At 47.8% G+C, this 13,867-nt stretch carries 9 protein-coding genes and 3 rRNA genes; 1 reads left to right on the top strand and 11 read right to left on the bottom strand.

What is annotated here, in order from left to right:
* Positions 1–153: 153 nt before the first annotated feature.
* The 6 genes from ABGV42_RS30425 to ABGV42_RS30400 form a co-directional block, all read right to left on the bottom strand.
* Positions 154–483, bottom strand: a complete 330-nt coding sequence (locus ABGV42_RS30425; protein WP_017691391.1) for a cyclic-di-AMP receptor — start codon at positions 481–483, stop codon at positions 154–156.
* 60 nt (positions 484–543) lie between these two features.
* Positions 544–1,191 carry a dTMP kinase gene (tmk, locus tag ABGV42_RS30420; RefSeq protein WP_347385042.1) on the bottom strand — a complete coding sequence of 216 codons (648 nt, stop codon included), beginning with the start codon at positions 1,189–1,191 and terminating at the stop codon, positions 544–546.
* 227 nt (positions 1,192–1,418) lie between these two features.
* A complete protein-coding gene (locus tag ABGV42_RS30415) occupies positions 1,419–2,111 on the bottom strand; it encodes an LrgB family protein (protein WP_347385041.1) in 693 nt (230 codons plus the stop codon).
* Entirely contained in the window at positions 2,087–2,458 is a 372-nt protein-coding gene (locus tag ABGV42_RS30410; RefSeq protein ID WP_347385252.1) for a CidA/LrgA family protein, read from the bottom strand. The genes ABGV42_RS30415 and ABGV42_RS30410 overlap by 25 nt, the downstream gene beginning before the upstream one ends.
* Positions 2,459–2,649: 191 nt before the next feature.
* Positions 2,650–4,296 (bottom strand): aminotransferase class I/II-fold pyridoxal phosphate-dependent enzyme, encoded by a 1,647-nt coding sequence (locus ABGV42_RS30405; protein ID WP_347385040.1) that lies wholly within the window; start codon positions 4,294–4,296, stop codon positions 2,650–2,652.
* Between the two features lie 287 nt (positions 4,297–4,583).
* A complete protein-coding gene (locus ABGV42_RS30400; RefSeq protein WP_095293335.1) occupies positions 4,584–4,769 on the bottom strand; it encodes a sigma factor G inhibitor Gin in 186 nt (61 codons plus the stop codon).
* A 475-nt stretch (positions 4,770–5,244) separates the two neighbouring features.
* Between ABGV42_RS30400 and ABGV42_RS30395 the strand changes: the two genes are divergently transcribed.
* The gene (locus ABGV42_RS30395; RefSeq protein WP_347385039.1) at positions 5,245–5,769 is read left to right on the top strand and encodes a hypothetical protein; all 525 of its coding nucleotides are present in this window, start codon (positions 5,245–5,247) and stop codon (positions 5,767–5,769) included.
* Positions 5,770–6,410: 641 nt separating this feature from the next.
* Here ABGV42_RS30395 and ABGV42_RS30390 read toward each other — a convergent pair.
* The 5 genes from ABGV42_RS30390 to ABGV42_RS30370 form a co-directional block, all read right to left on the bottom strand.
* Entirely contained in the window at positions 6,411–6,851 is a 441-nt protein-coding gene (locus tag ABGV42_RS30390; RefSeq protein ID WP_347385038.1) for a hypothetical protein, read from the bottom strand.
* Positions 6,852–7,052: 201 nt separating this feature from the next.
* Positions 7,053–7,169, bottom strand: a 5S ribosomal RNA gene (gene rrf, locus ABGV42_RS30385).
* 83 nt (positions 7,170–7,252) lie between these two features.
* A 23S ribosomal RNA gene (locus ABGV42_RS30380) occupies positions 7,253–10,180 on the bottom strand.
* A gap of 362 nt (positions 10,181–10,542) precedes the next feature.
* A 16S ribosomal RNA gene (locus tag ABGV42_RS30375) occupies positions 10,543–12,094 on the bottom strand.
* Together the 16S, 23S and 5S rRNA genes form the textbook arrangement of a ribosomal RNA operon.
* Positions 12,095–12,587: 493 nt before the next feature.
* Positions 12,588–13,694, bottom strand: coding sequence for an HD-GYP domain-containing protein (locus tag ABGV42_RS30370; RefSeq protein WP_347385037.1), 1,107 nt, complete (start codon positions 13,692–13,694; stop codon positions 12,588–12,590).
* Positions 13,695–13,867 lie beyond the last annotated feature (173 nt).

The raw sequence follows: 13,867 nt of genomic DNA, 5'->3' as shown, positions 1-13,867 counted from the left end.
GCTTGGTAGTCAACTTCCGCCCGAAAAGAAACATTCCCTTCATGAGACTGTCTGATTTCGGACGGAAAGCGCCGATTCCTGATACAAGAAGGACGCATATAAGCCGCTAAGAACCCTAGCAATCATTTTGCATCATAGACACAAAACGCTTCATTAGAAGTGTTCAAAACGATCCACTGGCAGAACAAACACGGTAGCTCCACCGACTTGAACTTCAACAGGCAGCGGCAGGTAAGAGTCGGTTGTTCCGCTCATCGGTGTGACCGGAGTCACGAGCTGTTCACGAACCTTACAGCTGCTGCGAATGACGTTCATTACGGACTCGACTTGACCATCATCGACACCGATCATAAACGTCGTGTTGCCTGCCTTCAAAAATCCACCGGTACTGGCCAGTTTCGTTGCCCGAAAATTCGCTTTGACCAATGCGCTGGATAATCGGTTGCTGTCTTTATCCTGTATAATCGCAACAATCAGTTTCATCCTGCATAACCTCCTTCAGAATAAGCACCTTTAGAAATGCCCTATCTATATATTAGACAATTACTCGCCAAAATCCTTCAAAATCCCTGTCTCCAGCGACAAAATCAATGCTGCTGCGACTTCATCCGGCTGTCTGGAAGCATCAATAACCTGAATTCGTTCCGGGAATTGTTCCTTCAACAGGAAATACCCCTCCCGAACCTTACGATGAAATTCCAGACTCTCCAGATCCAGACGGTTTACCTCACGTCCATCATGGGCATCAATCCGGGCAAGACCGGCCTCAGGCTCGATATCCAGATAAAGTGTAACATCGGGCATAAGCTCCCCTATTGCGAACCGATTGATGGCCCAGACATTCTCTATTCCGAGTCCACGTGCATGACCTTGATATGCCAGGCTGCTGTCGACAAAACGGTCACAGATGACGGCCTTGCCTGCTCTTAGTGCCGGTTCCACCTTTTCGGCCAGATGCTGGCTGCGTGCAGCTGCATAGAGCAGTGCTTCGGTACGGGCGTCCATTGCCGTATGGAGAGGGTCAAGGATAATTGCACGTATTTTCTCCGCGATCTCGATCCCGCCAGGTTCACGAGTAACTACGTAAGCTATACCCTGTTCCTCGAAGTAAGAACCCAATTTGCTGATCATCGTCGTTTTGCCGGACCCTTCTCCCCCTTCCAACGTAATGAATTTACCTCTGCCCTGCATATGCTTCCCTGCTTTCTATGTCGATAATTGCATCCTACTCTGCTGCGAATGTTATATGGCTCTGATCTTTCTACTCCAGATTATGAAATAACACACCCAGAGGTGTATGTTCATGATCAGGGTATCGTTGTTTGGGCCATGTTGTACAAGCTTCTTACTATAATACTATACATGATCAAGCGATAGTGGTCAGCTATTCCGCCAATATTTTCAATAGAGAAGGCAGGTCAACCGTAGATAATCCATACCCATAAGGGGAGGAACAAAGATCCGGCTATCGCACTGACAATCATGGAGACGGAACTCAATGCTACCGCATTCTCTCCATATTCGAAGGATCTGGCCATGCCAAGTGCATGGGATGCCGCGCCTAGTCCAATGCCGTATGCATTATTGTCCTTTACTCGTGCCCATTTCATAATCAGCGGCCCAAATAATATCCCCGAAAAACCGGCAATCATTACAAATAGGGATGTAAAGGAAGCGTTACCCCCTGCTTGATCTGCCAACTGGATGGCAACAGGGGTAGTGACTGACTTTGGCAATAAGGCGATCACGATATCTTTGGGATAACCAAGCAGCAGAGCTACCGATGATCCGGTGAACATACCTACGATGCTTCCTCCAAACGTACCACCCAGAATGGGAATAATGTTCCTTTTCAGCACAGCCATGTGTTTGGATAAAGGGAAAGCTAAGGACACAACTGCAGGCCCCAGAAGATCCTGTATCCACTTTCCACCCAGCATATAGGTATCCAGCTTAATTCCCGCTATAAGCAGAATGACCACAATTACTGCTGTCGAGGTTAGTACAGGCATAAGAATAGGCCACTTTACCTTCTGATATAGATGAGTTGCCGGAATATACAAGGCCACAGTCAGGGCGATCATTGCTATTCCGATGATGAATGTTGACATGGGATCGCCTCCTTCTTGCCTCGATGCGATCTTTTCCACGTCATGAGCCACTCACCAATTTTGGCAGACAACAGGCAGGTTACTAGAGTACTGAGGATCAACCCCACCACAAGCAGGATCGTATTCGCAGTAAAGAAGTCAAAGTGATTAATGATGCCTACCGTAGGCGGGATGAATAATAACTGCAAATGGGACTGGAGCCAGGATGAACCTTCATTTCCCCAGCTCATCCTGATCCATCCCATTCGAATGACGATGAACAAAAGCAGCATGCCCACAATGCTGCCAGTTAAAGGTAGATGTAATATAGATTGTATCCAGGTTCCTATCCAATAAAAGCCATACATTAACATGACTTGCAGGACTATTCCTGTATATTTCTTTAGCGGAATATCCAAAGTGATTCCCTTCTTTCTTATGTTCAGACAGCACATGATGTCTTACATCGTACGAATAATAGACTAATTGAGGGATGAGTAAGTGACTACGTGATGATATAAATATTAACCCCACATTTTGGGGCTTAACTTAGCCTCCGTCATTCCTTCATGATCTTCAATGTCCGAAGAGTATCGTCCGCTGCGCCATGGAACTTCGCCCCCTCATCGCTCAGAAGCTGTATACGTTGTACTGTAGCAGAACTTATCTGTTCCCCGGCATATAGAAGGGGGATTCCAGGAGGATACGGAATAATCATCTCAGCAGATCGATAACCTGCACAGTCTTCGATTGCAACTTCTGCTGTATCTTGTTCTGATATAGGTTGCAGTGAGAACAAAATAGGCTCTGAAAACGCCCAGGATGCATCTTGTAAATTGTTCCACGTGGAAATATAGTTAGCAGCATGCTTTGCAGCCCGTTTTAATGGCTCGTCCTGCCATTGTCCAAGCTCATTTTCATGGGCATGACTAATGTGCTCCAACGCCTGTAATAGATGCTCAGCATCGCTTAGCGTTGAGCCAAGACTGAAGAGCAGGATGACGTACCGTTCGTCGCTCATCTCCGGCACGCAGCCGTGTGCTTCCAGCTGCTGCTGCAGCCCATAACCGCTCAGTACCCCTGCCCCGTCATATATGACGGCTTTGAACGGGTCCTGAGCGGTGTAGCCCGCGGCACGTGCTGTTGGCCGCCCCGATGCATCCGTTGCCCTGTTACCGCCAGCAGCCGGCTCTGCCTCGGCGGGCGGCTCTTGCTGCAGCGCCTGTACAGGCTGCAGCAGCTGAAAGCGCGGCAGCTCTGCAAGGCCGCGCTTGAAAGCATCCACGGCGGCAAGCCCCGCCGTGAAGGTGTCCGCGCCCTGCACATGCAGCAGGCGGCGCGCAAGATCAAGCGAAGCCATCACAGGGTATGATGGGCTTGAGCTCTGCACCATGGCCAGGCGCTGCCGCAGCAGGGACCGATTCAACAATGGTCCCTGAATGTGCAGCATGGCTCCCATGGTGAAGGCAGACAGCATCTTATGGGTCGACTGCACCACCCCGTCAGCTCCGCATGACAAGGCTGAAGCAGGCAGCTCCGGATGCTGTCCATAATGCGCGCCATGCGCTTCGTCCACGAGCAGTGGCATGCCAGCAGCGTGACATATGTCGGCTATGGGCGTCAGATCAGCGCCCATGCCGTAATAATTGGGCAAAGTAACAAGTACTCCCTTTGCCTCAGGATACGCCTGGACAGCAGCCTCAACCGTCTCTGCCGACGGCATAACGGCAAGTCCACTCGATGGATCAACATACGGCTCCAGAAACACAGCTCTTGCGCCAGCGAGCATGAGCCCATGAATGACCGACTTATGTACATTACGCTGTACAAGCACGATACTTTGAGGCTCATCACACACAGTAAGCAGCATAGCCAAATTACCAGCCGTACTTCCACCTACAAGGAAAAAGCTTTCCTCCGCTCCAAAACAATCTGCCGCGAGCTGTTGAGCTTCCAGAATCACTCCTTCTGGATGATGCAGATCATCCGTTCCGGAGATTTCCGTCACATCCATCTGCATCATGTCCAGAAAAGCTCTTGTTGGTATAACGTCAGAACATCCCGGCTGCTTCGTATTCTCTTTATTGCTCAAACCTCGATAGACTTGTCCATTCTTATGCCCAGGCACATGAAAAGAACGATTCCCCGACTCCTGATAATGAAGCAGAGCCTCGTACAAAGGAGCATGATATGATCTATATTTCATAGAATTACCTTCCTATATAATCATTAAATTTGGATACAAGTTTGCTCTTTAACTTCCTATTAGAATAAGAGCTCTCTTGCGAGCTGGCCCTTCTAGATCAGGCATTAAGCGAAAGGCACAAGCCCACTCTTATTCAGCTCCTCATTATCCCTTTTATTATACCAGCCTTTTTGCCCCATCCACCGTTCTTCACAAACCTCTGTTCTTCCATTCTCCGTACAAAACAGAAAAAGGCCCTACGGGCCCCTGATTACACCTACATCAATGGATGTTTCGGCTTATGGTCATTATGCGTTTTTTTGCACCCAAATCTGTTTCATTTGGTGTATAAAATAATTGTATTTGGCATCCTGTGCATCAGTATGAACCATCTCTGCTTCGCAAGCATCGCATATAAATTCAGATACAATAAAAATGCCTTCTCTTTTTTTCTGTTCGCAGATAATACATGTGTGTTCGGTGTGTTCTTCCATCAACCATCCCACCTTGTTTTACGTTTACTATCAGTATTGCACAGTTTCTATTATTTTAAACCTTTTCATAGTGCTTTCTTTCTGTAAAATATATATATTCGTTCACCACCCATTGGGTGTCTGTACCGATTCAAAAGTTCAATAAATCGCATACCGCTCGTACTTTTCAGCTCTTAGCCTTGTCTTAAGGTTATATCCTCCCTCTTATGTACACCTACACCTTCAGCCCCACTAAAAACTTATATTCTATAATCTTAAAAAAACTTTGATTTTCAGCCGATATATATAGCATCAGAACCTGACAGCCGAGATGTTCGAGGATATACTTGTATGAGTTCTTCTATTCTTAAACTTGTACATTAATCCTATAGCGCTTCCAAGGTTCCTATACGCATATGGATCATTTACATGACAGCAACGTAACAAGCATACGTCCACACACGAACGTGATCCCAGAAGGAGGATTTGTAATCGTATGACCGCCGAACCGGAGAATAAAGCTACATTTTATCAATACCGGCTTCTGAAAAAAAAGGCTATTGCCCGCAGTGTCATTTACAGCTATCTCTGTTTGCCTATCATTATGCTCTTCTTTAATTTACTTGCATTCTCCTGGACCGGCCTCTTCTTTTTTCTGCTGGCAGGGCCGATCACCCTTTGGATTCATTATGTCATTGCCAGAACCATATTGCTTCTGGTCCGTACCTCTTATGCCAAACGCTGGCGCTGGAACTTCCATATGCCTTGGTTAGGTTATATCCCGGATCAGCACTTTAGCTACCTTATGTTTGTCAGAGTACATTTGAATATGAGCTGGATTGGACTATGTATCATTACCGTATGCTTAATATGGTCACCGCTGTCCTTCACTCTTTCACTGATATTCTGGCATCTATGGCTGCTCTTCCCCCGTCTGTATGTGGTTATGATCCTCTCACGTGAACGCAAAGACGGATTAATCAAACTAAATGAACAGGATGTTTCGTACTATCTGCAATAAACACCTCAACCTCATTTATAAAAAGGCAATATCATAAATGTAATACATAATCCATTATCGGCTTGGCTTTTAAAATGGCATTTTGTCTTCGTAAGCAATGGAGCCATTCCTATCCTTTAACGATTAACAAAGGTTATCCACTGTGGATAACCTTTGTTTGTTCTAGGTACCCTTCCTTTTATCCACAGCATGGGTACAAGCTGTCAAGGTTATCCCCACTAATGTTATTCCAGTTCTCTTCCTCTTGCTTTGATCAAACTCTCTAATCGTTTAAAACGATGAGTCTTAAGCAGCTATTTTTCTGCAGATCTTCGCTTCAAATTATTTTTCCTGTTCATGTCTATGCGCTTTATCCTGTGTATTTGACTACCGTGACTGAGATCTCCTACACTTTCATATATGCTGCTTGATGGGCCTTCACTCTGATATAGGAGGATCTTGCATCCCATTGAGCTCATGATACGTGCAGTAACCTAGTCAGCTTATTGACTCTACTCCTCTTAAGTTAGGGTCTAGGTATGACTCCATAGCCTAAATCCAAATAAAAGTATCTCCCTATCGTTGAAATAAAAAAAGCCCCCGTATGCTTACGGGAACTTGTATAGTCTGAACATTACAATGTTACAAAGCAAACCGTACTCTTACTCTTCATCATCAACAAGGGATTTCACCGTTGTTGTCGCAGTATCATTTCGAGGCACCATAAGCGTAAAGAATCCATCATGTACAGCTAGATGCACAATATGCCCCTCTTTGGCAAACACACGAAGAGAGTTTGAGGTATTTGATGTACTCTTGGCTTGTGTCTCCGTCCAGCCCCAGCTTTTAATCTCGTCTAGATATACTTCAGGCAAGCTGGTACTCTCACTAATACCAGACAATGTATATCGAACATAGTCCATCTCCGAATTGTTTCCGGATTGGTCAGATTTATTCGCTACTTTCGGTACAGGGAAACTTTTCTCGTTGACTGCGCCTTCATATGAAGTCCAGGAAGGTCCTGCATCACCGCATCCTGTAAGCACACCCAACAAACAAATCATTAGAAATGAAGAAAGCCCAAGTCTCCGCCAACTTAACACACACACCCTCCTTTTCACAGCTGCACATCCCAGCTCTGTGGTCAGGTACTTTTAGCATATTTAACATAGTCCTATTATACTGATTTCTAACTTATTTTCTGTAACAATACTGTTACCTTATGATGACGCTTGCTTTCTCTCTCGATATAGATATAAAAACAAATAAAAACCACCACCGAATTTCATCGGCAGTGGTTCTTTGCTTGGCAGCGTCCTACTCTCCCAGGACCCTTCGGTCCAAGTACCATCGGCGCTAGAGGGCTTAACGGTCGTGTTCGGGATGGGTACGTGTGGAACCCCTCCGCTATCGCCACCAAACGAGCATTTGTGGAACAAATGCGTTCAGAGATTATTCTCTGAAAACTAGATCCGAAACGAAATGTGCGATCAAAACCTGCAATTTGGATAAGCCCTCGACCGATTAGTACTGGTCAGCTCCATGCATTACTGCACTTCCACCCCCAGCCTATCTACCTCGTCGTCTTCAAGGGGTCTTACATACTGGGAAATCTCATCTTGAGGGGGGCTTCACGCTTAGATGCTTTCAGCGCTTATCCCGTCCGTACATAGCTACCCAGCGGTGCTCCTGGCGGAACAACTGGTACACCAGCGGTACGTCCATCCCGGTCCTCTCGTACTAAGGACAGCTCCTCTCAAATTTCCTACGCCCACGACAGATAGGGACCGAACTGTCTCACGACGTTCTGAACCCAGCTCGCGTACCGCTTTAATGGGCGAACAGCCCAACCCTTGGGACCTACTTCAGCCCCAGGATGCGATGAGCCGACATCGAGGTGCCAAACCTCCCCGTCGATGTGGACTCTTGGGGGAGATAAGCCTGTTATCCCCAGGGTAGCTTTTATCCGTTGAGCGATGGCCCTTCCATGCGGTACCACCGGATCACTAAGCCCGACTTTCGTCCCTGCTCGACTTGTAGGTCTCGCAGTCAAGCTCCCTTATGCCTTTGCACTCTTCGAATGATTTCCAACCATTCTGAGGGAACCTTTGGGCGCCTCCGTTACTCTTTAGGAGGCGACCGCCCCAGTCAAACTGCCCACCTGACACTGTCCCCGTACCGGTTTACGGTACCAGGTTAGAACCTAGATACGATCAGGGTGGTATCCCAACGGTGCCTCCACACAAGCTGGCGCTCATGCTTCAAAGGCTCCCACCTATCCTGTACAGATCGTACCCAAATTCAATATCAAGCTGCAGTAAAGCTCCATGGGGTCTTTCCGTCTTGTCGCGGGTAACCTGCATCTTCACAGGTATTAAAATTTCACCGGATCTCTCGTTGAGACAGCGCCCAAGTCGTTACGCCATTCGTGCGGGTCAGAATTTACCTGACAAGGAATTTCGCTACCTTAGGACCGTTATAGTTACGGCCGCCGTTTACTGGGGCTTCGGTTCACAGCTTCGGGATTACTCCCTAACCGCTCCCCTTAACCTTCCAGCACCGGGCAGGCGTCAGCCCGTATACTTCGCCTTACGGCTTCGCACAGACCTGTGTTTTTGCTAAACAGTCGCTTGGGCCTTTTCACTGCGGCCCCCTCGTGCTATTCACACTACCGGGGCACCCCTTCTCCCGAAGTTACGGGGTCATTTTGCCGAGTTCCTTAACGAGAGTTCTTCCGCGCGCCTTAGAATTCTCTTCTCGCCTACCTGTGTCGGTTTGCGGTACGGGCACCTTCATCTGGCTAGAGGCTTTTCTTGGCAGTGTGAGATCATGACCTTCGCTACTGTAATTTTCACTCCCCATCACAGCTCAGCCTTATGGTTAGCGGATTTGCCTACTAACCAGCCTTACTGCTTGGACAGACATCCATCAGTCTGCGTCACTACCCTACTGCGTCCCCCCATCGCTCGTAACGATTTACGGTGGTACAGGAATTTCGACCTGTTGTCCTTCGACTACGCCTTTCGGCCTCGCCTTAGGTCCCGACTTACCCTGAGCGGACGAGCCTTCCTCAGGAACCCTTAGGCTTTCGGCGGATCAGATTCTCACTGATCTTTTCGTTACTCATACCGGCATTCTCACTTGTATAATGTCCAGCGCTCCTTACGGTACACCTTCAACCCTTATACAACGCTCCCCTACCCCTGATGCAAAGCATCAAGCCATAGCTTCGGTGGTGTGTTTAGCCCCGTTACATTTTCGGCGCAGAGTCACTCGACCAGTGAGCTATTACGCACTCTTTCAATGGTGGCTGCTTCTAAGCCAACATCCTGGTTGTCTGTGCAACTCCACATCCTTTCCCACTTAACACACACTTGGGGACCTTAGCTGATGGTCTGGGCTGTTTCCCTTTTGACAATGGATCTTAGCACTCACTGTCTGACTCCCGGAAGTAAGTCTATGGCATTCGGAGTTTGACTGAGCTTGGTAACCCTTGCGGGCCCCGCACCCAATCAGTGCTCTACCTCCACGACTCTGTTTTCCGAGGCTAGCCCTAAAGCTATTTCGGGGAGAACCAGCTATCTCCGAGTTCGATTGGAATTTCTCCGCTACCCCCACCTCATCCCCGCACTTTTCAACGTGCGTGGGTTCGGGCCTCCAGTGCGTGTTACCGCACCTTCACCCTGGACAGGGGTAGATCACCCGGTTTCGGGTCTACGTCCACGTACTAACTCGCCCTATTCAGACTCGCTTTCGCTGCGGCTCCGGCTCTTCACCTTAACCTTGCACGGGAACGTAACTCGCCGGTTCATTCTACAAAAGGCACGCCATCACCCCTAAAACGGGCTCTGACTTCTTGTAAGCACACGGTTTCAGGTTCTATTTCACTCCCCTTCCGGGGTGCTTTTCACCTTTCCCTCACGGTACTGCTTCACTATCGGTCGCTAGGAAGTATTTAGCCTTGGCAGATGGTCCTGCCGGATTCATACGGGGTTTCACGTGCCCCGCACTACTCGGGATCCGTCTCGGAGGGAACAGACTTTCAACTACAGGGCTTTTACCTTCTTTGGCGGGCCTTTCCAGACCTCTTCGTTTAACCGGTTCCTTTGTAACTCCATGTGAGACGTCCCACAACCCCAGAGAGCAAGCTCTCTGGTTTGGGCTGTTCCGCGTTCGCTCGCCGCTACTGACGGAATCACTATTGTTTTCTCTTCCTCAAGGTACTTAGATGTTTCAGTTCCCCTGGTATGCCTCTACACAACCTATGTATTCAGTTATGAGTAACTGGATATTACCCCAGCTGGGTTTCCCCATTCGGACATCCCCGGATCAAAGCTTGCTTACAGCTCCCCGAGGCAGTTTCGTTGTTCGCCACGTCCTTCATCGGCTCCTAGCGCCTAGGCATCCTCCGTGTGCTCTTAGTAGCTTAACCAGTTGCTCCGGTTTCGACTGCTCACTTCCCTTGTTTTGCTTACGCAAAGCCAAAAGTCGCTCCCATTCGATACCATCGCAAAGCAGTTTTCGCTATTATTTGAAACTTGTTTAACACAAGTTCAGCTAAAAGGAATGTTCTAATTCGCATTTTTCGTTTCGATATCTAGTTTTCAAAGAACAAGCTCCATGCAAAAGCAAGCTGTTTTGAGAGTTTGAGCTCTCAAAACTGAGCAACGAGTGAGTACGTTTTGCTCTTCATTTCATCCACACATCAAGTGATGGACCGAAATGAATCGCTGTCGCAGGTTCAGTGAACCTGCTGATTTGAATGTTTCCGCTACGGGAAACGATTCTCCATAGAAAGGAGGTGATCCAGCCGCACCTTCCGATACGGCTACCTTGTTACGACTTCACCCCAATCATCTATCCCACCTTCGGCGGCTGGCTCCTTGCGGTTACCCCACCGACTTCGGGTGTTATAAACTCTCGTGGTGTGACGGGCGGTGTGTACAAGACCCGGGAACGTATTCACCGCGGCATGCTGATCCGCGATTACTAGCAATTCCGACTTCATGCAGGCGAGTTGCAGCCTGCAATCCGAACTGAGACCGGCTTTTTAGGATTCGTTCCACCTCGCGGCTTCACTGCCCGTTGTACCGGCCATTGTAGTACGTGTGTAGCCCAGGTCATAAGGGGCATGATGATTTGACGTCATCCCCACCTTCCTCCGGTTTGTCACCGGCAGTCACCTTAGAGTGCCCACCCGAAGTGCTGGCAACTAAGATCAAGGGTTGCGCTCGTTGCGGGACTTAACCCAACATCTCACGACACGAGCTGACGACAACCATGCACCACCTGTCTCCTCTGTCCCGAAGGAAAGGTACATCTCTGTACCGGTCAGAGGGATGTCAAGACCTGGTAAGGTTCTTCGCGTTGCTTCGAATTAAACCACATACTCCACTGCTTGTGCGGGTCCCCGTCAATTCCTTTGAGTTTCAGTCTTGCGACCGTACTCCCCAGGCGGAATGCTTAATGTGTTAACTTCGGCACCAAGGGTATCGAAACCCCTAACACCTAGCATTCATCGTTTACGGCGTGGACTACCAGGGTATCTAATCCTGTTTGCTCCCCACGCTTTCGCGCCTCAGCGTCAGTTACAGCCCAGAGAGTCGCCTTCGCCACTGGTGTTCCTCCACATCTCTACGCATTTCACCGCTACACGTGGAATTCCACTCTCCTCTTCTGCACTCAAGTCACCCAGTTTCCAGTGCGATCCGGGGTTGAGCCCCGGGATTAAACACCAGACTTAAATGACCGCCTGCGCGCGCTTTACGCCCAATAATTCCGGACAACGCTTGCCCCCTACGTATTACCGCGGCTGCTGGCACGTAGTTAGCCGGGGCTTTCTTCTCAGGTACCGTCACTCCTTGAGCAGTTACTCTCAAGGACGTTCTTCCCTGGCAACAGAGCTTTACGATCCGAAAACCTTCATCACTCACGCGGCATTGCTCCGTCAGGCTTTCGCCCATTGCGGAAGATTCCCTACTGCTGCCTCCCGTAGGAGTCTGGGCCGTGTCTCAGTCCCAGTGTGGCCGATCACCCTCTCAGGTCGGCTACGCATCGTCGCCTTGGTGAGCCGTTACCTCACCAACTAGCTAATGCGCCGCAGGCCCATCCTCAAGTGACAGATTGCTCCGTCTTTCCAGCTTCCTTCAGGCGAAGAAAGCAAGTATTCGGTATTAGCTACCGTTTCCGGTAGTTGTCCCAAGCTTGAGGGCAGGTTGCCTACGTGTTACTCACCCGTCCGCCGCTAACCATCAGAGAAGCAAGCTTCTCATCAAGTCCGCTCGACTTGCATGTATTAGGCATGCCGCCAGCGTTCGTCCTGAGCCAGGATCAAACTCTCCAATAAAGTATTGAAAAGAGCGATTAGCTCATTTTGAATCTGACGAGATTAAAAATCTCATTTTTTTGCTTCGGAATCATACAGTCAGATGACATGTACCGATTCCTCAGCGTCGATCTTACAAAGTAAGATCGTTACTCACTCGTTGTTCAGTTTTCAAAGATCAAACGTCATTCGCATCCGAGTGTTGTTCTCTTCAGCAACTTTTATATCTTACCACTTCCGAACCAATTAAGCAAGCACTTTTTTTAAGTTTCTTTCGAAGCTTTTCAGTTTGCTTACCGCACCGTGTTTCTCGTGTTTTCTTGGCCGGAATTAGAATATACCATGTACAGATTTTTTATGCAAGTACTTTTTTGGAGGAAAGTTATAGATCTTAAAATTACACTCTAAATAAAATAACGTTATTCAGAAATCCCTCTCTATCCTTTATCATACTGTCATCTTATAAAGAAAGAACCACTCTAACAGGAGTGGTTCTAGCTCACATCTTTAAGACTTATCCTATAACTTCTTGGATATAAAGCTGCCGCTGCTGCATAAGGTTAATGATTGTTCCTTCAACGGAAACCATCGGACGTGTAGGATGGTCCCGATCAGAGAAAATGATCTCACCAATCTGATTATTGCTAAGTTTAACCTGAATGCCATTATGAATTTGTGTAGAGCGCTGTATAAATACATTGACGATTGCAGGATCCAGTTTGCCAAATGCCTCGCTTTTGATTTGTTCCAGAACCAGATATGGAGACTGTGCTTTACGATAAATCTTCTCCAGTGTCATGGCGTGGAAAATATCTGCGATGGCAACGATTTTGGCATAGATATGGATCTGCGTGCCGCTTAGCTGTAATGGATAACCTGAACCATCCACTTTCTCATGGTGCTGCAGTGCTGCTAGTCTTGCTCCTTCATTAATGGCCTTGGCTTGTTTCAGGACCTGATAGCCATACTTCGTATGCTGGCGGATCTCCTCCTTCTCAGAATCAGTTAGTGCAGTGGGTTTATGGAGAATCTGTGGATCTACCTTGCTATTACCGATATCATGGAACAATCCTGCAAAGGCAACTTGCATCCAGTCCTTGGAGGGCAAATCCATCCACTGGGCCAACTGATACGAGGTCATTGCACTCAATACAGCATGATGATAGACGTAATCATGCTCCTGCATTACCCTTGGACTAAAAGTCAGCACATTATATTGTTTGAGATGTACAAACAGTGCTTCGAGCTGAGTACGCAGTTCGTATACAGGCAATTCAGCTGCCAGGGAGGATAGAAAGGCGCTTTTGGTCAATCCCACCATCTTTTCATACTCTTCATGTAGGGAAGTTACTGCAGGGGCTGAGACAGCAATGCTACCTTTACCAGCCCGATCCCCATTCTTCCCGCCACTTGATGAAGCTGCCGTCTTTTTGCCTTCACCATTCGTTCCGACTCTTTCCTGTTCAATATCGACCTGGTGAATCATAAAGGCTCTTAGAACTTCCACATCCTTAGGCAAAATAACTTTGCCTTTTTGAAATAAAACGTTACCGCGCACAGTATGTACATCATTCCCCAATTTAAGGCCAGGTTTGACTTCAGACAGGGTAATTAATCCCATGTTAATTCTCCTCACTCTTCGTTCTTCTAAATGGCAAACAAGACCATAGTCCCGGTTTTCACGATATTTCCCATTATATTACTCACAAATCAGGCTGTACATCCTATATTCCTATATTTTTATAACCAGAAGAGATTATAAAAAAAAGGAGTTCCCAAATGGGAACCCTCTTT

Origin of the sequence: Paenibacillus pabuli, from assembly GCF_039831995.1 — a bacterium.
Classification (GTDB): Bacteria; Bacillota; Bacilli; order Paenibacillales; family Paenibacillaceae; genus Paenibacillus; species Paenibacillus pabuli_C.
This window is presented reverse-complemented; position numbering and strand designations above follow the sequence as displayed.